Origin of the sequence: Streptosporangium jomthongense (assembly GCF_042650425.1) — a bacterium.
In the GTDB taxonomy this organism is placed as follows: Bacteria; Actinomycetota; Actinomycetes; order Streptosporangiales; family Streptosporangiaceae; genus Streptosporangium.
The window spans coordinates 40,748-60,284 of record NZ_JBHSBC010000014.1 but is presented as its reverse complement, the minus strand read 5'-3'; the positions used below and the strand labels follow the sequence as shown (position 1 = coordinate 60,284).

At 70.5% G+C, this 19,537-nt stretch carries 15 protein-coding genes; 8 read left to right on the top strand and 7 right to left on the bottom strand.

The features are described from left to right. Positions 1 to 38: 38 nt before the first annotated feature. Complete coding sequence (locus tag ACFOYY_RS15080) at positions 39 to 1,511, bottom strand: MFS transporter (protein ID WP_386190097.1); 1,473 nt, start codon at positions 1,509 to 1,511, stop codon at positions 39 to 41. A 197-nt stretch (positions 1,512 to 1,708) separates the two neighbouring features. On the opposite strand from ACFOYY_RS15080, the gene ACFOYY_RS15075 reads away from it, so the two are divergent. After that, the gene (locus ACFOYY_RS15075; protein WP_352008432.1) at positions 1,709 to 3,010 is read left to right on the top strand and encodes a DUF2252 domain-containing protein; all 1,302 of its coding nucleotides are present in this window, start codon (positions 1,709 to 1,711) and stop codon (positions 3,008 to 3,010) included. A 47-nt stretch (positions 3,011 to 3,057) separates the two neighbouring features. Here the strand turns inward: ACFOYY_RS15075 and ACFOYY_RS15070 are convergent, their stop codons facing one another. Beyond that, entirely contained in the window at positions 3,058 to 4,563 is a 1,506-nt protein-coding gene (locus ACFOYY_RS15070) for a glycoside hydrolase family 3 protein (protein ID WP_352008431.1), read from the bottom strand. Between the two features lie 589 nt (positions 4,564 to 5,152). Between ACFOYY_RS15070 and ACFOYY_RS15065 the strand changes: the two genes are divergently transcribed. Beyond that, the gene (locus ACFOYY_RS15065) at positions 5,153 to 5,836 is read left to right on the top strand and encodes a TetR/AcrR family transcriptional regulator (RefSeq protein ID WP_386190096.1); all 684 of its coding nucleotides are present in this window, start codon (positions 5,153 to 5,155) and stop codon (positions 5,834 to 5,836) included. Between the two features lie 9 nt (positions 5,837 to 5,845). Here ACFOYY_RS15065 and ACFOYY_RS15060 read toward each other — a convergent pair whose 3' ends face one another. The 4 genes from ACFOYY_RS15060 to ngcE form a co-directional block, all read right to left on the bottom strand. After that, the gene (locus tag ACFOYY_RS15060) at positions 5,846 to 6,721 is read right to left on the bottom strand and encodes a chitosanase (RefSeq protein ID WP_386190095.1); all 876 of its coding nucleotides are present in this window, start codon (positions 6,719 to 6,721) and stop codon (positions 5,846 to 5,848) included. Between the two features lie 80 nt (positions 6,722 to 6,801). Next, positions 6,802 to 7,668 (bottom strand): carbohydrate ABC transporter permease, encoded by an 867-nt coding sequence (locus ACFOYY_RS15055; RefSeq protein ID WP_352008428.1) that lies wholly within the window; start codon positions 7,666 to 7,668, stop codon positions 6,802 to 6,804. Beyond that, a complete protein-coding gene (locus ACFOYY_RS15050; RefSeq protein ID WP_352008427.1) occupies positions 7,665 to 8,579 on the bottom strand; it encodes a carbohydrate ABC transporter permease in 915 nt (304 codons plus the stop codon). The genes ACFOYY_RS15055 and ACFOYY_RS15050 overlap by 4 nt, the downstream gene beginning before the upstream one ends. Before the next feature lie 6 nt (positions 8,580 to 8,585). Continuing rightward, positions 8,586 to 9,953 (bottom strand): N-acetylglucosamine/diacetylchitobiose ABC transporter substrate-binding protein, encoded by a 1,368-nt coding sequence (gene ngcE, locus ACFOYY_RS15045; RefSeq protein ID WP_386190094.1) that lies wholly within the window; start codon positions 9,951 to 9,953, stop codon positions 8,586 to 8,588. A gap of 154 nt (positions 9,954 to 10,107) precedes the next feature. Here ngcE and ACFOYY_RS15040 point away from each other — a divergent pair, with 154 nt between their 5' ends. The 5 genes from ACFOYY_RS15040 to ACFOYY_RS15020 all read left to right on the top strand — a co-directional run bounded on the left by ACFOYY_RS15040 (position 10,108) and on the right by ACFOYY_RS15020 (position 16,282). Further along, the gene (locus tag ACFOYY_RS15040) at positions 10,108 to 10,776 is read left to right on the top strand and encodes a MerR family transcriptional regulator (RefSeq protein ID WP_352008425.1); all 669 of its coding nucleotides are present in this window, start codon (positions 10,108 to 10,110) and stop codon (positions 10,774 to 10,776) included. Between the two features lie 166 nt (positions 10,777 to 10,942). Then, a complete protein-coding gene (gene glnII / locus ACFOYY_RS15035; protein ID WP_352008424.1) occupies positions 10,943 to 11,956 on the top strand; it encodes a glutamine synthetase in 1,014 nt (337 codons plus the stop codon). Between the two features lie 282 nt (positions 11,957 to 12,238). After that, the gene (locus ACFOYY_RS15030) at positions 12,239 to 13,090 is read left to right on the top strand and encodes a TrmB family transcriptional regulator (RefSeq protein ID WP_352008423.1); all 852 of its coding nucleotides are present in this window, start codon (positions 12,239 to 12,241) and stop codon (positions 13,088 to 13,090) included. Between the two features lie 77 nt (positions 13,091 to 13,167). Next, positions 13,168 to 14,853, top strand: coding sequence for an FAD-dependent oxidoreductase (locus ACFOYY_RS15025; protein WP_352008422.1), 1,686 nt, complete (start codon positions 13,168 to 13,170; stop codon positions 14,851 to 14,853). 10 nt (positions 14,854 to 14,863) lie between these two features. Next, a complete protein-coding gene (locus tag ACFOYY_RS15020) occupies positions 14,864 to 16,282 on the top strand; it encodes an ATP-binding protein (RefSeq protein WP_352008421.1) in 1,419 nt (472 codons plus the stop codon). Between the two features lie 25 nt (positions 16,283 to 16,307). On the opposite strand, the gene ACFOYY_RS15015 is transcribed toward ACFOYY_RS15020, so the two are convergent. Continuing rightward, positions 16,308 to 17,687 carry an alpha/beta fold hydrolase gene (locus tag ACFOYY_RS15015; RefSeq protein WP_386190093.1) on the bottom strand — a complete coding sequence of 460 codons (1,380 nt, stop codon included), beginning with the start codon at positions 17,685 to 17,687 and terminating at the stop codon, positions 16,308 to 16,310. A 255-nt stretch (positions 17,688 to 17,942) separates the two neighbouring features. Between ACFOYY_RS15015 and ACFOYY_RS15010 the strand changes: the two genes are divergently transcribed. After that, complete coding sequence (locus ACFOYY_RS15010) at positions 17,943 to 19,379, top strand: BTAD domain-containing putative transcriptional regulator (RefSeq protein WP_352008419.1); 1,437 nt, start codon at positions 17,943 to 17,945, stop codon at positions 19,377 to 19,379. Positions 19,380 to 19,537: the final 158 nt, after the last annotated feature.

Genomic DNA, 19,537 nt, shown 5'->3' with positions numbered 1-19,537 from the left:
GAAAACCGTTCTCGGAAAATGGAACGCTCCCGTACGGCTCAGCGGTCCGCGCGGGTCCGCCCACCGTCCTCCCCGCCCTCGGAAACGGTTTCCGGATCGGCCTTGGAAAGGGTTTCGGACAACGGCCTCCCCCTTCTCGGCATCACCAACACGGCCGGCACGCCGAGCACCACGACGACCGTCATCGCCAGGAAGACATGGTGCACGGCGAAGGCCAGGGCCGAACGGGCGGCCTGCGCCCCTGGACCGTCCAGCGCGGCGGCGACGTCGTCGACCGAGCCGACGGAACCGGACGACAGCAGGGACAGGCTCGCGACCGCCGCAAAGACCGCCGTGCCCACCGCGCTTCCCGCGCTGCGGAAGAACACCACCCCGCCCGTGACGACGCCACGCCGTTCCCAGCCGACCACGGACTGCGCGCCGACGAGGCAGGAGACCGAGACCAGGCCGAGCCCGGCACCGTTGACGAACGCGCACAGGCCCGCGTAGACGAGCGGCGAGGCCGGGCCCAGCAGCGTGAACATCACCGCCGAGACGACGACGAGCACCATCCCGGCCAGGGCCGTGGCGCGGAAGCCGTACCTCAGGTAGAGACGGTCGGCCAGTCCCGCGGCCAGCGGCCAGCCGATGGACTGCGTGGCGAGTGCGAACCCGGCGGCGACCGCGCCGACCCCGAGCACTCCCTGGGCGTAGGTGGGCAGGTAGAGGGCGGGGGCGATCAGCACCACGCCGACGAGCGCGCTGCCGAGGAACGAGCCGAGCAGCATCCGGTCACGCCAGACCCACGGCGGCACGACCGGCTCGGCCGCGTGCCGCTCCCAGCGCAGAAAGGCCGCGAGCAACGCCAGACCGGGCGCGATCAGCCACCAGACGGTCTCCTGGAGCCCGATCATCACGGTGACGACGCCCGCCGCGAGCAGGGCGGTGCCGAACAGGTCGAGGCGGTGCGGACGGCGTTCGACCGACTCGCGCAGGAACACGGTGACCATGGCCAGCGCGGCCACCCCGATCGGGAGGTTCAGCAGGAAGACCCAGCGCCACAGCCCGAACTCCGACAGCAGGCCGCCCAGGGCCGGGCCGAGCAGCGCGGAGCCTCCCCACACCGTGGACATCAGCGCCGAGATGCGTCCCCGCTGGGCCAGTGGGTAGAGGTCGCCCGCGATCGTCTGGGTGATCGGCAGGATCGCTCCCGCCCCGATCCCCTGCACCGCCCGCGCCACGATGAGGACGGGCATGCTCCAGGCCACACCCGCCAGCAGCGACCCGGCCAGGAAGGTCGCCGCGCCCACGAGCAGCATGGGTTTGCGGCCGTAGACGTCGGCGAGCCCGCCGTAGATCGGGGTGCACACCGCCTGGGCCAGCATGTAGACCGCGATGACCCAGGGGAAGAGGGAGAAGGCCCCCAGGTCGCGCACGATCGCCGGGACCGCGGTGGCCACGATCGTGGCGTCCATCGCGGCCAGGGCCGTGCTGAGCATGAGCCCGGCCACCACCGGTCCCCGTCGTGTCACAGCCGCGTCACCGTCTCTCCCCGTGAGGACACCGTGGTCGGAATCCTCTCTCCCCAACAGAGGCGGGCGAACGCCTCATTCCATGGCATGTTCCCTTGTTTCCCGGGGCACCGCTTCTGCCGGGAAGCCGCCGCTGTGACGGCCCTGTGACGTCTTCACCTGGCGGAGCCGGGCCGGTGAGCCCTAACGTGCGCACCATGACCACAGATGGGCGCTCGGCGCACATTCTCGATGTCCTGATCACCGAGTTCGGCGAGTCGATCAGGCGTGACCCCCCGGCCTTCCGGCGCAAGTTCAGGAAGATGGCCGCCTCCCCGTTCGCCTTCTACCGCGGCAGCGCCTGCCTGTTCTACGCGGACATGGCCGGCTCCTTCGCCGACACGGCCTTCCTCGACGACCAGACGAGCCGGGTGTGGATACACGGCGACCTGCATGCGGAGAACTTCGGCACCTACATGAACGCCTCCGGCGTCCTGGTCTTCAACGTCAACGACTTCGACGAGGCCTACGTCGGCCCCTACATCTGGGACCTCAAGCGGTTCGTGGCCAGCGTCGCGCTCATCGGCTACGCCAAGGCGCTGTCGGACGAGGTGATCACCGACCTGGTCTCGGGGTTCGCCAAGGCCTACCTCACCGAGCTGACCGGCATCTCCGAGGGCGGGGACGAGGCGATCGGCTCACTGACGCTGGAGACGACCACCGGTGTGCTGCACCGGGTGCTCCAGGTCGCCCGGCTCAACACCCGGGTCGCGCTGCTCGACGTCGAGACCACGATCGACAACTTCGAGCGCAGGTTCGCCATCATGGACGGCCGTTATCCGGTCGACGAGGAGACCAGGCACGCCGTCGAGGCCGCCTTCGCGGAGTACCTCACCACGCTCCCCTCGTCGGTCCCCGCGGTCGAGCACAGGATCAAGGACTTCGCGCTCCGCATGGGCGTCGGCATCGGCTCGGCGGGCCTGCCGTCCTACAACATGCTCCTTGAGGGCCACACCCAGGCCCTGGAGAACGACGTCATCCTCTACATGAAGCAGGCCCAGGTCCCGGCCGTCGCCCGGTACATCACCGACGAGAAGGTACGCGGCTACTTCAGGCACCAGGGGCACCGTACGGCGGAGTCACAGCGGGCCCTGCAGGCCTACGCCGACCCCTGGCTCGGCCACACGACGCTGAACGGCGTCGGCCAGCTCGTCGCCGAGGTCTCCCCCTACTCGGCCGACCTCGACTGGGGCGACGTCAACGAGCCGGAGGAACTCGCCTCGGTGATCGGCGACCTCGGCAGGGCCGTGGCCCGCATGCACTCCGTCGCCGACGACGAGTCCAGCCACGACCTGGTCGACTTCTCGACCGAGGACGCGATCGTGAACGTGATCGGTGCCGACGCCGCCGGGTTCACCCGTGTGCTCGTCGACTTCGCCCACGCCTACGGCGCGCGGGCCAGGGCCGACCACCAGCTGTTCGTCGACCTGTTCCGCAACGGCCGCCTGCCCGGCCTGTGAGCGTGTTCCGCCGTTCCCGCGGCCCGGGGGCGGCGGAACACGCTGGATCAGGCGTCCCCCGCCAGCACCTCGGCCGCGGCCTGGCCGCACACCTTGGAGGAGCCGTGGGTGGCGATGTGGACGGCGCCGAGGTCGGAGCGTCCCGGCAGGCCCATCTCGACCACGACGGCGTCGGAGCGCGCCGCCAGCAGGTGCTGCAGGGCGTCCATCTGCCAGGGGTGACGGTGGGCGTCGCGGACGACGGCGACCAGCGGCCGGTCGGTGGCTGCGGCCAGCACCCCCTCTACCGCGCTCCCGGTCGCCCCGGAGGCGTCCAGGCGCGTCACCGTGGTGCCGGGCAGCAGCTTGCCGAGCGGCTCACCGACGCCCCAGGGCGTGTCCTTCTCGATGGCCAGGTTCATCTCGGGGGCCAGTTCGAGCACGTGGGGCGGGGCGGCCAGGGGAAGGGAGGCGCTCGCCGAGCGGCGGGTGATCCGCAGCGCCCGCCTGGCCGCCTCAAGGCCGATGGAGACGTCTCCCGGACGCGAGGGCGCGGGGTCCTGCCGCCTGGGGGCCGAGGCCGCCCACAGGGCCAGTTCGCACACCCGCCGTGCGGCGTCGGCCAGCCTCTCCTCGGGAAGCCTGCCCTCGATCACCGCGTCCACGATGGCGTCGCGGACGTCGATGGCGGTCTGCTCGTCGGAGTTCTGGCCGCCGATGCAGATCGCGTCCGCGCCTCCGGCGATGGCCAGCGCCGAGGCGCCGCCGATGCCGTACGGGCCCGAGACGGCGGTCATCTCGATGCCGTCGGTGATGATGACGCCCTCGAAGCCGAGTTCGACACGGAGCAGGTCGTGCAGCACCTTGCCGCTGAGCGTCGCGGGCACGCCCGGGTCGAGAGCGGAGACCAGCAGGTGGGCCGTCATGACCGTGCGCACGCCCTCGGCGATCGCCGCGCGGAAGGGCCGCAGCGCGACCTCGCGCAGTTCCTCGGCGGTCGCCGTGACCAGCGGGACGCTGTGGTGGGAGTCGACCGAGGTGTCCCCGTGCCCGGGGAAGTGCTTGGCGCAGGCGGCGACGCCCGCCGACTGCAGGCCCCGGATCCAGGCCGCGGTGTGCCGGGAGACCAGGTCGGGGTCCGCGCCGAAGGAGCGCAGGCCGATGACCGGGTTGTCGGGGTTGGAGTTGACGTCGGCCGAGGGTGCGAAGTTGAGGTTGACGCCGGTCAGCGCCAGATCGCGGCCGAGGTCGGCGGCGAGTTCCTCGGTGAGCGCGACGTCGTCGACGACTCCGAGGGCGAAGCTGCCGGGGCGCGTGCTCCCTGCCGCCGCCTCAAGCCGGGTCACCTCTCCCGACTCCTCGTCGATGCCCACGAGAACCTGCGGGTTCTCCGCGCGCAGCGCCGCGGTGAGGTCGGCGACCTGGGAGGGGGTGGCGATGTTCCTGGAAAAGAGCACCACCCCGGTCAGGCCCTCGCTCAGGCGTCTGCGGACCCAGTCGGGCGGTGACTTGCCCTCGAATCCCGGGAGAACAACCGTGTCCGCCAGACGAAGCAGCTCTTGGCCGCGCTTCATGCACCCTCCTCGCCTCATGGCCGGCCGGCATCTCATGCCGAGGACACGCGGACACCATGTTGTGTTCACAGGCGTGGGAGGAAGCGCTCCCATCGGCCTTGCGCGCAAATCTAATAGGAAACTTTCTTTATCGCTAGGGGGCTGACCATGGGCCTTCCGTCAAGATCCTGCGATCCGGAGTGACACCTGGTACCCGGGAACGCTCCAGGGGCGGCAGGGGGAACGGTCACCGGAAGCCACGGGACGTGCCGGGTGCGTCACCATGGGCGATCTTTGAGCGAAACCATCCGTGTGGCGCGCGCCAGCGAAGCCGGATCCGTCACGAGCCCCCTCCGGAGACCGGACGCGCTCCAAGAAAGAGGAGGCATGTCCAGAGAAGTGACGTTTATGAGTTTTGTCGGTAAGGGAAGGCTTTCCCCTCCCCTTACGGAAAACCGAAACCCACCCCGCGCCCACCCTGGCACGAGCCGTACGGCGCGGCGCCGGAGAGCGGCCCCGCCACACCGTTCCGGACAGGCGCCCGGCACGGGGCGAATGCCGCGATGAGCTGGTTCGTTCGCGCGAACAAGCGATTACGCAAAGACTCATAATGGAGGACGTGAACACGAGAAAGAACTCCGGCGCCACGACCACCTCCGTCAGACGCCAGGGTGCGACCAGGCGCGCGGCCTCATCCGGCTCCGCCTCGGAGCGCCGCGAACACCTCGTGAAACTCGCCGCCGACCTCTTCGCCCGCAAGGGATTCCAGGCGACAACCGTCCGCGAGATCGCGGAGGAGGCCGGCATCCTGTCCGGCAGCCTCTACCACCACTTCGACTCCAAGGAGACGATCGTCGACGAGGTGCTGACCACCTTCCTCGACGACCTCGTCGGCCGCTACCGCACAGTGCTCGACCGGCGGGAGGACCCCCGCACGACCCTGTCGGAGATGGTCCGCGTCGCCTTCGGCACGCTCGAACCGCACCGCGCGGCGATCACCGTCATGCAGAACGACTGGAACTACCTGCGCTCCCTGCCCGGCGACCGCTTCGACTACCTGGTCAGGACCGAGGAGGAGGTCGAGCGCATGTGGGTCGAGCAGATCAGGCGCGGCCAGGCCGCCGGGCAGCTCCGCGGGGACATCGACCCCAAGCTCACCTACCGCATGGTCCGCGACAGCATCTGGGTCACGGTCCGCTGGTTCAGGCCGGGGGGACGCCTGAACACCGCGGGACTCGCCGACCACTACATCACGGTCCTCCTCGACGGCCTGACGACCGGCGAGCGGGCCTGAGCCGGACGGCTACTTCTTGATCCGGTAGGAGTCGCCGTAGACCTTCCACGACAACGGCGTGTTCAGGTCGAGGTTGCCCTTCCTGAGGAAGACCCGCTGCGCGGTGTCCACCCTGCTGGTGTCCTCGTGGGCCGACTCGGCCTTCATGGCGACCTTGCGGGCGTCGAGGAAGGCGTTGAGGTAGGCGGTCTCGTCACCGCCCTGCGACGGCGGCTTGGCCTTCTTCAGCGCGTTCCTGCGGATCGCCCCGAAGCTGAGCGAGTCGTCGCCGCCGCCGTGCATGACGATGGCGTCGTAGTAGACGAACTGGCCGAGGGCGCGCAGGCCGTCCTTCTTGGCCTGCCGTACGGCGGGGCGGAAGTAGAGCCGGTCGCGTTCGTGGTTCTGCGCCTTCCTGAAGGCCCTGTCCTTCGCCGCGCGGGCCCAGGCCTTGGTGAAGCCGGGGTCGAGGCCCTTGTGCGAGTCGGTGCCGTTGACCCGTCGCAGGGCGGGGAGGTACTTGGCCAGCGGGTTGTGCGGTTTGTACCGGGTGTAGAGCTTGACCAGGTCCAGCATGTCCCCGGTGCCCGAGCAGAAGCCGACGATGCCCGCCGTGTAGCCGCGGTCGTCGTCGATGTCCTCGATGTACTTGTACTGTGCCCGCCAGTTGAGGGAGGAGTTCTCCGCGCTGGAGACCAGCTTCATCGCGATCTCCTTCTTGGCCGGGTCGTCGAGCCCCGGTGCCGAAGCCGAGGCCGAGACTCCGGAGGTCACCGTGGAACGTGCCGGGGCGGCGTGCGCGGCCTGGCCCGGGGCGAGCGGGACGGCGGCCCCGGCGGCCACCACGGGCGCCAGGAACAGCCCGAGAAGACGTCGACGCCCGCCGAGGCGGGCGGAGGAGGTCACAGACAGGGTGTCGGTTGCCCGATATGTCGTCAGTGTCACTCCAACAGTTAACCCAATCTCCGTGAACGGCAAAATCCGATCTACTTGAACGCCCCCGCGGTCAGCCCCCTGCGGATCTGTCCCTGAAGGAGCGCGTGGACGACGATCATCGGGATGATCGCCATACCGAGCGCGGCGAACAGCGCGCCCCAGTCGGCGTCGTAGCCCGCCGTGGTCGAGATGTCGGCGATGCCCTGCGTGAGCAGCCAGCTGTCCCGGTCGGAGGGCAGCAGCACGAGGGGAAGCTGGTACTGGTTCCACTGGCCGAGCACGTTGAAGACCGTCACGCTGACGACACCGGGCCTGGCCATCGGAAGCATGATCTGGAAGAACACCCGCGTGTGCGAGGCGCCGTCCACGAAGGCGGCCTCCGCGACCGTCTCCGGCAGGGTCCCGAAGAAGGCGGTGAGGAAGAACACCGTGAACGGCAGGGAGAAGGCGATGTAGACGAGGATCAGCCCGCCGTGGGTGTTCAGGCCGATGAACGGGCCGACCAGCGGCAGCGCCCCGGTGTTCCTGACGACGAAGAACAGCGGGGTCAGCACCAGGTAGACCGGCAGGGCCAGTCCCGCGACGAACAGCGCGTGCACGATCCGGCTGCCGCGGAAGCGGTAGCGGGCCAGCACGTAGGCCGCCATCGCGCCGAACAGCATGGTGCCCGCCGTACCGCACGCCACGACGACGACGCTGTTGAGCATGTAGCGGCCCACGTGCGCCTGTTGCCAGGCACGCGCCCAGTTGTCGAGGCGGATCGTGGCCGGCGGCGACCAGGCGTCGCCGAAGATCTCCCGCTCGCTCTTCACCGAGGCCAGGAAGGTCCACGCGATCGGCACCGTGACCAGGAGCGTCCACCAGAGCAGGACGGCGTGCGAGAGGAGCGCCGTGAGGCGGGCGCGGGCCGCGCTCACCGGAACTCGATCCGCTCGCGCCGGGTCAGCCGCAGGACCAGCACCGCGAACCCGGTGGTGAGCGCGAACAGCACCACACCCATCGCACAGGCGTAACCGAACCTGGAGTAGTGGAAGGCGTTGCGGTAGACCTCCGCCGCCATCACCGTCGTGGAGTGGTCGGGACCACCCTGCTCGGCCGTCATCACCCACACGACGGCGAAGACGTCGAGCGCGGCGACGCCGAGATAGACCCAGCCCGCCTGGACCGTGTCCCGCAGCAGGGGAAGGGTGATCCGCAGGAACAGCCGTCCGCCCCTGGCGCCGTCGATGGCCGCGGCCTCGAACAGCTCGCGCGGGATGGAGACGATGGCCGCGGAGAAGAGCACGACGTAGAACCCGACCGCCTGCCAGACCAGCACGAACAGCACGGCCCACAGCGCCAGGCGGGTCTCCGCCAGCGGCCCGACCGGCTCGAACCCCAGGGCGGTCAGCGGGCCGTTGAGCATCCCGCTCCTGTCCGGCCTGAGGATCTGCCGGAACAGGACGGCGACCAGGACGACGGCCAGCACCTGCGGGAAGAAGAAGACCACCCGGTAGAACCCCGCTCCCCTGACCGCTCCCCCGCCCGTGCGCCCGGCCGCCCCGTCGCCGGTCAGCAGCCAGGCGAACAGCAGGGCGAGCCCGATCGTCAGCGGCGGCACCAGCGCCAGCAGCAGCAGGTTGTGGCCGGCGGCCCGCAGGAAGACCTCGTCGCCGAGGAGCCTGCGGAAGTTGTCCGCCCCCACGAAGCGCGGGACGGCGTTGACCCCGCGCCAGTCGGTGAGCGCGATGACGAGGGCCTGCGCGCAGGGGGAGAGCACGTAGACCGTGTACAGCGTGACCGGGACGGCGAGGAACCCGGCGACGAACCGTCTCCTGTGCTGGTTCATCGGCGGCTACCTCGTGAACTTCCGCACCGAGGGGTCGGCTCTGAGCGCGTCGGCCTTGCGCTGGGCCCGCTCGGCCCACCGGTCGGCGCTGATCGCCCCGCTCATCAGCTGCCCCGAGGCCGCGGCGACCTCGTCGTGCAGTTCGGAGTACCACCTGCGGAACATGAAGGTGACGACGTTGCCGCCGGCGGCGGCGAGGGCGGCGCGGGCGCTCTCCAGGCCGGGTTCGAGCCTGAGACCGTCGGCCGCCCCCCTGACGACGGTGAGCGTCGAGACGGCCTCGGTGAACCTCCCCGCCGCCCGCCGGGAGAGCATGGCCCGCAGGTATTCGAGCCCGGCCCCGGGGTTGGCCGAGCGCGCGGGCACGATGTACTCCTCACCCGGCTGGGCGTGCAGCGTGCCGTACGGCATGGCGTCCGAGGGGCCGAAGTCGGGCAGCGGGAACATCGCGTAGCCGAAGCCGTCCGGGGCTGAGCCGCGTTGCTCGTTCTCCAGCCAGGAACCGCAGGGCAGCATGGCGACCAGCCCGCGGTTCTGCGCGATCTGGGTCTGGACGTGGTCGAGGCCCGCGGTGCCCTCAAGGAGGTGCCTGGCCCCGATCTCCGCGAACGCCGCGGCGGCCCGCCGTACGGGCTCGGCCTGCCAGGCGCCCTCGGCGAGGTTGTCGATGTCGGTCAGCACCCGCCTGCCGCCGATCTTCGCCGCGAGGGTGAGGATGGGCTCGTAGATGTACTGGGGGTGGGTGCCCGCGTAGGTGAACGGCGCCATCCCCGAACGCCTGATCTCCTCGCAGAGGTCGAGGAAACGCGCCCACGTCCTGGGCGGTCGCCACCCCCTGGTCTCGAAGAGCGGCCGCGAGTACCAGATGCCCCAGACGGTGTTGGTGTAGTTCATGACGTACGGCCTGCCGCCGTAGCCGCCCAGCTCGATCGCCATGGGATCGACGGTCTCGCGCACCGTGACGGAGGGGTCGTCCCAGCTGGGCGCGTCGTACAACGGTGTCAGGTCGGTGAGCTGGCCGTCCTGGACCAGGGCACCCAGGTCCATGGCCCCGGCCCCGGAGTCGTCCACGACCTCGGGCGGGTCCCCTCCGACGAAACGCGGCTGGAGGGTCCTGGAGATCTCCTTGGTCGCGTTGTGGCTGATCCTGAGGCGGGGGAAGCGGGCGGCGACCAGCGGTTCGTGAATGGTCCTGGCGTAGTCGTCGCCGAGGCCCCCGTCGAAGATCCAGATCTCCAGGGGGCCGTCCTCGACGAGACGGGGCACGCCCGCGGTGGACGTCGGAGGCGCGCCGCCGACGGGGAAGGCGCAGGAGGACAGGGCCAGCGGGCCGAGCCCGGCCAGGGCGCCGCGCAGCAGCTCGCGCCGGGACACGCCCCGCCACCCGGTTCGCCGCCCGGCTCGCCACCCGGAAGGGAGAGAGGGGGAGTTCACGATCACCCTTTCATGACGTACGGTGACCGTCACGCTACCCTCCGCCCCCGACGGGAACAACGACGCACCTATTGGGTAGTTGTACTATCCGGCTATGCGGATTTCCCAGCTCAGCGCCGAGACGGGCGTGCCCATCCCCACGATCAAGTACTACCTGCGGGAAGGTCTGCTCCCCTCCGGCGAGCAGACCTCGGCGACCAGGGCCGAGTACGGCGAGGCCCACGTGCGCAGGCTGCGGCTGATCCGCGCGCTGCTTGAGGTCGGGCGGCTGCCGATCGCCTCCATCGCCAAGGTGCTGGCCGCGGTCGACGACGAGGAACTGAGCATGCACCGTGTGCTGGGCACCGCCCACTACGCCATCGCCCCCGCGCCCGCGCCCCGGCCCGACGGTGAGGAGTGGCGCCGCGCCCGCGCCGAGGCCGACCGGCTGATCTCCGGCCTCGGCTGGCGGACGGAGCCCTGGGCCCCGGCGCTCGACGAGCTGGCCCAGGCCCTGTACGCCCTGGCCCGGCTCGGCATGCCGATGGACGAGGAGGCCCTGCGTCCCTACGCGCGGGCCGCGGAGACGCTGGTCGAGCACGAGTTCGGCGTCCTCCCCCTGGACGGGCCCCGCGAGACGGCGGTCGAGACCCTGGTCATCGGCACCGTCATGCACGGCCGAGTCCTCGACGTGCTGCGCCGCCTGGCCCACGAGTCCGCCTCGGCCCGTTTCTTCGGGATAGAGCCCGGCGACGACGGTGACAAGGCTCACACGACCCCGTGACGATCTCCGTTTCCGCAGCTCAGGCCCTGTTTTCACGGGAATGTGAACACCGTGCCGGGCGAACCGGACCTGAGTAACATCCCGTTCACATAAGGGCAACAGATGCGAAATCGCGACTTGCGAGTCTTTGGGGCAGCAGACCCCTCCCCTAGCAAGGACTCCGGCGATGACCTTCAAGGCTGAGTACATCTGGATCGACGGCACCGAGCCGACCGCCAAGCTCCGTTCGAAGACAAGGATCCTCGCCGACGGCGCCGAACTGCCGCTGTGGGGCTTCGACGGGTCCAGCACCAACCAGGCCGACGGCGGCGCCTCCGACCTCGTGCTCAAGCCGGTGTTCACCTGCCCCGACCCGATCCGCGGCGGCGACAACGTGCTGGTCCTGTGCGAGGTCCTCACCATCGACATGAACCCGCACTCCAGCAACACCCGCGCCGCCCTCGTCGAGGTGGCCGAGCGGTTCGCCGAGCAGGAGTCCTGGTTCGGCATCGAGCAGGAGTACACCTTCTTCAAGGAGGGCCGTCCGCTCGGCTTCCCGATCGGCGGCTTCCCCGCCCCGCAGGGCGGCTACTACTGCGGCGTCGGCGCCGACGAGGTCTTCGGCCGCGACGTCGTGGAGAAGCACCTCGACCTGTGCCTTGAGGCCGGTCTGGCGATCTCCGGCATCAACGCCGAGGTCATGCCCGGTCAGTGGGAGTTCCAGGTCGGCCCGGCGGGCCCGATCGAGGTCGCCGACCAGCTCTGGATCGCCCGGTGGCTGCTCTACCGCGTCGCCGAGGACTTCAACATCGCCGCCACGCTCGACGCCAAGCCGGTGAAGGGCGACTGGAACGGCGCGGGCGCGCACACCAACTTCTCGACCAAGGCGATGCGGGAGGGCTACGACCCGATCATCACCGCCTGCGACGCCCTCGCGGCGAACGCCCTGGAGCACGTCAAGCACTACGGCGCGGGCATCGAGGAGCGCCTCACCGGCCACCACGAGACCGCCCCCTGGAACGAGTTCAGCTACGGCGTCTCCGACCGCGGCGCCTCCGTGCGCATCCCGTGGCAGGTCGAGGTGGAGAAGAAGGGCTACATCGAGGACCGTCGCCCCAACGCCAACGTCGACCCGTATCTGGTGACCCGTCTCATCGTCAGCACCTGCTGCTCCGCCCTTGAGAAGGCCGGCCAGGTCTGACAGGCACGTCCGCGCGGGGCCGCGTCCACCCGGAAGGGGCGGGCGCGGCCCTTCCGCGTTCCCAGGACATGGCCCGCCGTGTTCCAGCGTGCGGAACGTTTTCTGAATCCCGATGAAGTTGGTCGCCGGTCCGGTCTTCACCGGCACGATTGGAAAAAGCGCTGGTCAGCGGCAACTTTTTCCGCACTCCATTGGGAAACACTCCAAAACGATTAATTTCGTACTAAATAATGTTCGTTACGACAACGCCCAACAGGCATGGCGAGCCGTACCATAACTCCGATGCGGGACGTCGTGGAGCAGTTGCAGCGCCTGGGCATGTCCGGTTACGAGGCCAAGGCCTATGTGACGTTGGTCGTCGCCGGGCAACCCCTCAACGGTTACGAGGTGGCCAAGCGCTCCGGCGTGCCACGAAGCACCGTCTACGAGACGCTGGGCAAGCTGGTGTCCAAGGGCGCGGCCTACGAGCTGCGCGGCCCCGAGGAGGCGGTCGGCTACCTGCCGCTGCCGCCCAGGTCCCTGCTCGAACGCATGCGCAGGGAGTTCGACGACTCGATCGAGTCGCTCCAGTCCTCGCTGCCCACGATCGTCGCGCCTCCCGGGGCGCACATCATCCACAACCTCAAGGGCACCGAGGCCGTCCTCGCGCGGGCGGAGGACGTGGTCGCCGCCGCGCGCACCGACCTGTTCCTGTCGATCTGGCCGGAGGAGATGAAGCAGCTCTCCCCGCTGGTCGGACGGGCGGCCGAGCGCGGGGTCGAGGTGTCGGTCGTGCACTTCGGCCCGGCCGAGACCCAGGTCGGCTACCTGTACGAGCACCGCTTCCCGGTGCCCGACTCGGTGGCCGACAACCTGGGCTGCGGCCTGCTGGTGGTCGTCGGCGACGGCCGCGAGGTCCTGATCGGCGGGTTCGTGAACGGCTCGGCCTGGGGCGTCTACACCGAGGACCCGGCCGTCGTCCTGATGGCGGTCGAGTACATCAAGCACGACATCGCCCTGCAGATCATCGCCGACCGGATCGGGCACGGCACGCTGACCGACTTCTGGAGCAGCGATCCGGAGCTGATGCGGCTGCGCGCCGCCCACGGCCACCCCGCGGCCCTGCTGCGCGCCGTGGGCATGCCCGACCACTGAGACCGCGGTGGTCGGCCGCTGCAGGGGGATATGACATTCTTCGGAGGAAGATGTCACGCTTCGGGGGAAGGCTGGTCATGGACAAACCGGTCATCGTAACTGTCGATGACGATCCGGGCGTCTCGCGGGCCGTCGCACGCGACCTCAGACGCCGGTACGGCCAGTCCTACCGGGTCGTCAGGGCCGACAGCGCCACACAGGGCATGGACAGCGTGCGCGAGATGCGGCTGCGCGGCGACGACGTCGCGGCCATCCTCGCCGACTACCGGATGCCCCAGATGAACGGCGTCGAGTTCCTCGAACAGGCCATGGACCTGTACCCGTACGCCCGCCGGGTGCTGCTCACCGCGTACGCCGACACCGACGCCGCGATCCAGGCGATCAACGTGGTCGACCTCGACCACTACCTGCTCAAGCCGTGGGACCCGCCCGAGGAGAAGTTCTACCCGGTGCTCGACTCGCTGCTCGACGCCTGGCAGCGCGCCGAGCGGCGCGACTCCGACGAGCTGCGGGTGGTCGGGGCCCGCTGGTCGGCCAGGTCCTACGAGGTCCGCGACTTCCTGGCCCGCAACCAGGTCCCCTACCGCTGGCTGCTGGCCGACTCCCCCGAGGGTGTCCAGCTCCTGACCGCGGCGGGCGAGCGGACCGGGGAGGAGGACGCGGCCCACGAGGTCAGCCCGGCCAGGCTGCCGCTGGTCGTCACCGGCGAGGGCGCCAAGCTCGTCGCCCCGGACACCTCGACGCTGGCCTCCGCCGTCGGCCTGTCCACCGCCCCCGCGACCGACTTCTACGACCTGATCGTCATCGGCGGCGGTCCCGGCGGCCTCGGCGCCGCGGTCTACGGGGCCTCGGAGGGGCTGCGCACGGTGATGGTCGAGCAGCACGCCTCCGGCGGGCAGGCGGGCCAGAGCTCCCGCATCGAGAACTACCTCGGCTTCCCCGACGGCGTCTCCGGCGCCCAGCTCGCCGACCGCGCCCGCCGCCAGGCCCTGAAGTTCGGCGCCGAGCTGCTCACCGCCCGTACGGTCACCAGCCTGGAGGTCAGGGGACAGGCCAAGGTCGTCGGGTTCGCCGACGGCGGCAGCATCGCGGCGCACACCGTGATCCTGGCCACCGGCGTCTCCTACCGCAGGCTGAGCGCCCCCGGTCTCGACGACTTCGTCGGCAGGGGCGTCTACTACGGTGCCGCGGTGACCGAGGCCCCCGAGTGCCGCGACCGCGAGGTCTACGTCGTCGGCGCCGCCAACTCCGCCGGGCAGGGCGCGGTCTACCTGTCCGGGTACGCCTGCAAGGTCCACCTGGTCGTCAGGGGCGAGGGGCTGGAGAAGTCCATGTCGCACTACCTGATCGAGCAGATCTCCCAGATCCCGAACATCGAGGTGCACACCGAGACCGAGGTCGTCGGCGCCGGGGGCGACGACCACCTGGAACGGCTCACGCTCAAGGGCCCCGAGGGCGAACGCACGGCCGAGACCGAGTGGCTGTTCGTCTTCATCGGCGCCGAGCCGTTCACCGACTGGCTGGGCGACACGGTCGAACGCGACCGCAGGGGCTTCGTCCTCACCGGCCCCGACCTGACCGCCGCGGAGAACCGGCCGCGCAACTGGCCGCTGCGGCGGGAGCCGTACCACCTGGAGACCAACGTGCCCGGGGTGTTCGCCGCCGGGGACGTCAGGGCGGACTCGATCAAGCGGGTCGCCTCCGCGGTCGGCGAGGGGGCCATGGCCGTCGCGCTGGTGCACCGCTACCTGGAGAAGACGTGACGGAGGCCGCATGATCGACATCGACGTGCTCCGCGGGCTGTTCCTGTTCGAGAAGCTCGACGAGGAGAAGCTGCGGTGGCTGGCCTCGCACGGCGAGGAGCGTGAGTTCGGCGCGGGCGGGACGATCATCCGGCAGGGCGAGCCCGCCGAGCACTTCGTCGTCCTCATCGACGGCGAGATCGTCATGTCCACCGAGACCCCGGCCGGTGTGGTGACCATGACCCCCACCTCCCAGGTCGGGGTCTACGCCGGGGCGACCTCGGCCTACCTGGGCGAGCGCGCCCCGGAGACCTACGCCCACTCGCTGCGCGCCACCAAGCCCTCCCGGCTGTTCGTCCTGCCCGCCAGGAAGTACGGGAAGATGGTCGCCGAGTGGTTCCCGATGGCCGTCCACCTGCTCGACGGGGTGCGTCTGGGCGGTCTGGCCCAGCGCGAGCTCATCGACAGACGGCAGCGGCTGACCGCGCTCGGCACCATCACCGCCGGGCTCACCCACGAGCTCAACAATCCGGCCGCCGCGGCCGTGCGCGCGGTCGGCGAGCTGCGGGAGAAGATCAAGTCGGCGCGGCGGGAACTGGCCGACCTCACCGAGGCGGGCATCCCGCCCGAGCGGCTGCGCGCGCTGGTCGACCTGCAGGAGGGCTGCGCGGAGAGCGTCGGGAACGTGCCCGCCCGCACCCCGCTTGAGACCTCCGACGCCGAGGACGAACTCGGCGACGCCCTGGAGGCCGCCGGGGTCGAGGACGCCTGGGAGATCGCGGCGCCACTGGTGAGCGCCGGGTTCGGCCAGGAGGGCCTGGAGAAGGTCAGGGCCAAGATAGGGGAGGAGCACCTGGCCGGCGCGGTGCGCTGGCTGGCGGAGGCCGTCGAGATCTCCCAGATGCTCGACGAGGTGACCGACGCGACCGAGCGGATCTCGACGCTGCTCGCCTCCGCCAAGCAGTACTCCCAGATGGACCGTGCGCCGTACCAGCGGGTCGACCTGCGGGAACTGCTGGACAGCACGCTCACCATGTTCCGCGGCAAGATCCCGCCGGGAATCACCGTGGCCACCGACTACGACCCGGAGCTGCCACCGCTGCCCGGCTACGCCGGAGAGCTCAACCAGGTGTGGACCAACCTGGTCCACAACGCGCTCGACGCCATGGCGGGCGAGGGGACCCTCACCGTCCGCACCCGCCTCGAACACGGCACGACCGCCCTCATCGAGATCTGCGACACCGGGCCCGGCGTGCCCGAACACCTGCGCGACCGGATCTTCGAGCCGTTCTTCACCACCAAGGCCGTCGGGGAGGGCACCGGACTCGGCCTGGACATCTCCTACCGCATCGTCGCCGGACGCCACGGCGGCGACCTGCGCGTGGAGTCGGTGCCCGGCGACACCCGCTTCCAGGTACGGCTGCCGCTGACCGAGGTCCTCTCCCCCTGAGCCCCAGGAGAGGGGTGCCCCGGTCTCAGCCGTACACGCCCGTCATCGTGTCCATCAGGCGGGCGAGCACGCGTTCGCCCGAGACCCGCACGCCGTCGTGCTCCCACTCGCTGGTCACCCAGGTCCGCACCTCACCGACCTCGGCGGCCGTCCGCATGGACAGGCCCTCGTCGACGTACATGTCGTTGTAGTAGACGGCCGCGGCGACCGGGACCCGGTTGGCGGCCAGCCGTACGGGGTCGTACAGGTGGGGCCAGGAGTCGTCGGCGGCGAGGATCTCCACCGCGCCCCTGAAGGGACGCAGGGCCGCGATCTCCTCGAACATCCAGGGGTAGATCATCTCCCCGGTCGGCAGCAGGGGCCGGGCGTCCTCGGCGAACTCGGCGGGCAGCAGCCGGTGCGCGGCCCACGCGGTCGCCGCCCCCTGGGCGTAGATCGACTCGTGCATGACCGCGTAGAGGGGGTTGCCGACGAACCCGGTGGCCATCATGACCTCGTAGCGGAACAGGTCGGACAGCTCCCGCCCGGTCCACGCCTCGTCCAGGAGCCAGTGCAGGTACTCGGCGCCGTCGCTCATCCCCAGGCACATGCCCAGGCTCTGCAGACGGCGCACGGTCAGCACGTCCCCGTCGGGAAGCCTGACCTCCTCCTCGCGCAGCCGGTCGGCGACGGCGTCCAGCCTGGCCGAGTCCCCGGGATAGCGGGCGAAGAAGCGTTCGACCTTGGCGCGGACCCGGGGGTAGGTGAGGGAGTAGACCTCCGCCGCGTCCGCCGCGAGCCCCGGCAGCCCACCGCACACGTAACACGCCGCCAGCCCCTCGGGCGCCCTGGAGAGGTAGGTCAGCGTGATGAACCCGCCGTAGCTCTGCCCAAGGGTCTCCCACGGCCGGTCACCGGCCAGCTCCCGCCGGATCAGCTCGGCGTCGGCGACGATCGCGTCGGCGCGGAAGTGCCGCAGCCTGGCGGCCACCTCGGCGTCGGTCCCGGTCAGCGTCGCGGCGGTCATCGGGGTGCTGCGGCCCGTCCCCCGCTGGTCGAGCAGGAGGACCCGGTGGGTGCGCAGCGCGCGTGCCAGCCAGCCGTCCGCCGCGTGCGGCCGGGGCGACTTGCCGCCGGGACCGCCCTGGAGGAAGACCAGCCACGGCAGGTCGTCCCCCCGCCTGGCCGGGTCGACCGCCTCACGGGCGAAGACCTCGATCGTCTCCCCGCCGGGATCGGCGTGGTCGAGAGGCACGGTGAACACATGGTCGGTGAGCGCCACCCCGGGCAGGTGGACTGTGCCTCTTCGCGGCGCCTCCGGCACCGCGGACTTGGGCGCTCTCAAGTCGGTGTCTGCGCCTCTTCGCGGCGCCTCCGGCACCGCGGGCTTGGGCGCCTCGGGTCGGTGTCTTCCCTCGTCGCTCATCCGCTGCGCTCCTTCGCTCCTCAGTCCAGACACCGACGCGCCCAAGCCGAAACCCTTCACACACGGCGCCGAAGCGTCAGACCATGCTTCTTCCCGACGCCTGACGGTGGCACGGACTCGGCAGCCCTGAACCGACGGCTTCCCCTGCACGATGCCTTCGACATCGGCGCGTCCGAACCATACCTCCTCGCGTTGTCTCTGACAGCACGCCGAAGGGCAGACGAATACTGGACGAAAGCTGCCATACTCCACCGCGTGGACTTTCTCGTGCTGGGGAACCTGACGATCACGCACCAGGGGCAGTCCACCGCCCCCACCGCCGCCAAGGATCGTGCCTTCCTCGGTGAACTGCTCGCCCACCCCGGCGAGACCGTCTCGACCGAGCACCTCGCCAACGCGCTGTGGCCCGACCGGCTGCCCGCCGACCCGGCCAACGCGGTCCAGGTCCGGGCCTCCCGGCTACGTGCCCTGCTTCGCTCCCTCACCGGACCCGTGGAGACGGAACCCGTCCTGTACAGCAGGGCGGGCGGCTACGGGCTCAACCTCGGCGAGACCGGCACCGACCTGGCGCGGATGCAGCGGGCGCTGTCCCTGGCCGGTGAAGAGCGCGACCCGGAGGCGGCGGCGAAGACCCTGCGGGAGGGGCTCGACCTGTGGCGCGGGGAGCCGTTCAGCGACGTCCCGCAGACACCGTGTGTCCTCGAACGGGCGGCGCACGCGCAGGAACTGCGGCTGTCCGCCATGGAGCTCTACGCCGAGCTGACGTTCTCCGGAGAGGCCGCCCTGGGGACCCTGGTCGCCGAGCTGGCCGAACTGACGAGCCGTAACCCGCTGCGCGAGACGCTGCACCACCGGCTGATGCGCGCCCTGCACGCGACCGGTCGGTCGGCCGAGGCGCTCACGCTCTACGAACGGCTGCGCAGGACCCTCCGCGACGAACTCGGCGCCGACCCCGGTCCCGAGTTGCGCGACCTGCACCGGGAGATCCTGGCCTCCGGCTCCGACGGCGCGAAGACCGTGGAACCCCGTCCTGAGCCTGCCGAGACCGGGTCCGCGACCGACCCGGCGCCGCCCGCGAAGCCTGTGGAGGCCGTGGACCCCGCGCCCCCGGTGGGGTCCACGATCCCGGCGGTCCTGGCGGACGGGTCCTGGGGGTGGTCCTTCAAGGAGACGGTTCCCTGGGGGGTGCTTCTCAGGAGACGGTTCTCCGGAAAACGGGCGCGGCTGACGGCCGTCGTGGCCGTGGTCGTCTGCCTGCTCCTCGGAGCGGCCCTGTGGCTGTGGCTGCCGCGCCCCGAGGAACTGCCCCCCGAAACCCATCTGGTCCGGCCCATCCCCGGCGACCGGTCACGGCTCGCCAAGGACGTGACCTACCCCGACGGCAGCACGGTCCGGGTCGGTGAGACGTTCGTCAAGACCTGGCAGATCGACAACATCGGCACGGTCCCGTGGCGGGACCGCTACCTGTACCGGCAGTGGCCGTGGGACGGCGAGGACCTGTGCCAGACCGAGCACAGGAGTGTGCGCATCCCCGACACGGAGCCCGGCGAGTCCGCGCTGGTGAGCGTCGAGGTGCGGGCCCCCAAGGAACCGGCCCGGTGCAAGGTCTACTGGAAGATGGTCGACGTGGACGGCAACCAGTACATGCCCCACCTCAGCGGCATCTTCTTCGACGTCACGGTGGTGCCCTGACCTGGGCCTTCACTCGGCCCGTGCCCGCCGTACAGGAAACGTGCAGGGCCGCCCGGCAGGCTGACTGCGGTGGTGTCGCCCTCGGCTGAAGGAGGCGCGTCCGCCGTACCTCTTCTCCGGCCACGAGAGGGCGCGGGGGCCCACGGGGGCGTGGCCGG

What these genes read in the sequence shown, in the direction of transcription:
- ACFOYY_RS15075 (WP_352008432.1), top strand. Translation starts at nt 1,709, where the DNA reads ATGACCACAGATGGGCGCTCGGCGCACATTCTCGATGTCCTGATCACC.
- ACFOYY_RS15070 (WP_352008431.1), bottom strand. Translation starts at nt 4,563, where the DNA reads ATGAAGCGCGGCCAAGAGCTGCTTCGTCTGGCGGACACGGTTGTTCTC.
- ACFOYY_RS15065 (WP_386190096.1), top strand. Translation starts at nt 5,153, where the DNA reads ATGGAGGACGTGAACACGAGAAAGAACTCCGGCGCCACGACCACCTCC.
- ACFOYY_RS15050 (WP_352008427.1), bottom strand. Translation starts at nt 8,579, where the DNA reads ATGAACCAGCACAGGAGACGGTTCGTCGCCGGGTTCCTCGCCGTCCCG.
- ACFOYY_RS15040 (WP_352008425.1), top strand. Translation starts at nt 10,108, where the DNA reads ATGCGGATTTCCCAGCTCAGCGCCGAGACGGGCGTGCCCATCCCCACG.
- glnII (WP_352008424.1), top strand. Translation starts at nt 10,943, where the DNA reads ATGACCTTCAAGGCTGAGTACATCTGGATCGACGGCACCGAGCCGACC.
- ACFOYY_RS15030 (WP_352008423.1), top strand. Translation starts at nt 12,239, where the DNA reads ATGCGGGACGTCGTGGAGCAGTTGCAGCGCCTGGGCATGTCCGGTTAC.
- ACFOYY_RS15025 (WP_352008422.1), top strand. Translation starts at nt 13,168, where the DNA reads ATGGACAAACCGGTCATCGTAACTGTCGATGACGATCCGGGCGTCTCG.
- ACFOYY_RS15020 (WP_352008421.1), top strand. Translation starts at nt 14,864, where the DNA reads ATGATCGACATCGACGTGCTCCGCGGGCTGTTCCTGTTCGAGAAGCTC.
- ACFOYY_RS15015 (WP_386190093.1), bottom strand. Translation starts at nt 17,687, where the DNA reads ATGAGCGACGAGGGAAGACACCGACCCGAGGCGCCCAAGCCCGCGGTG.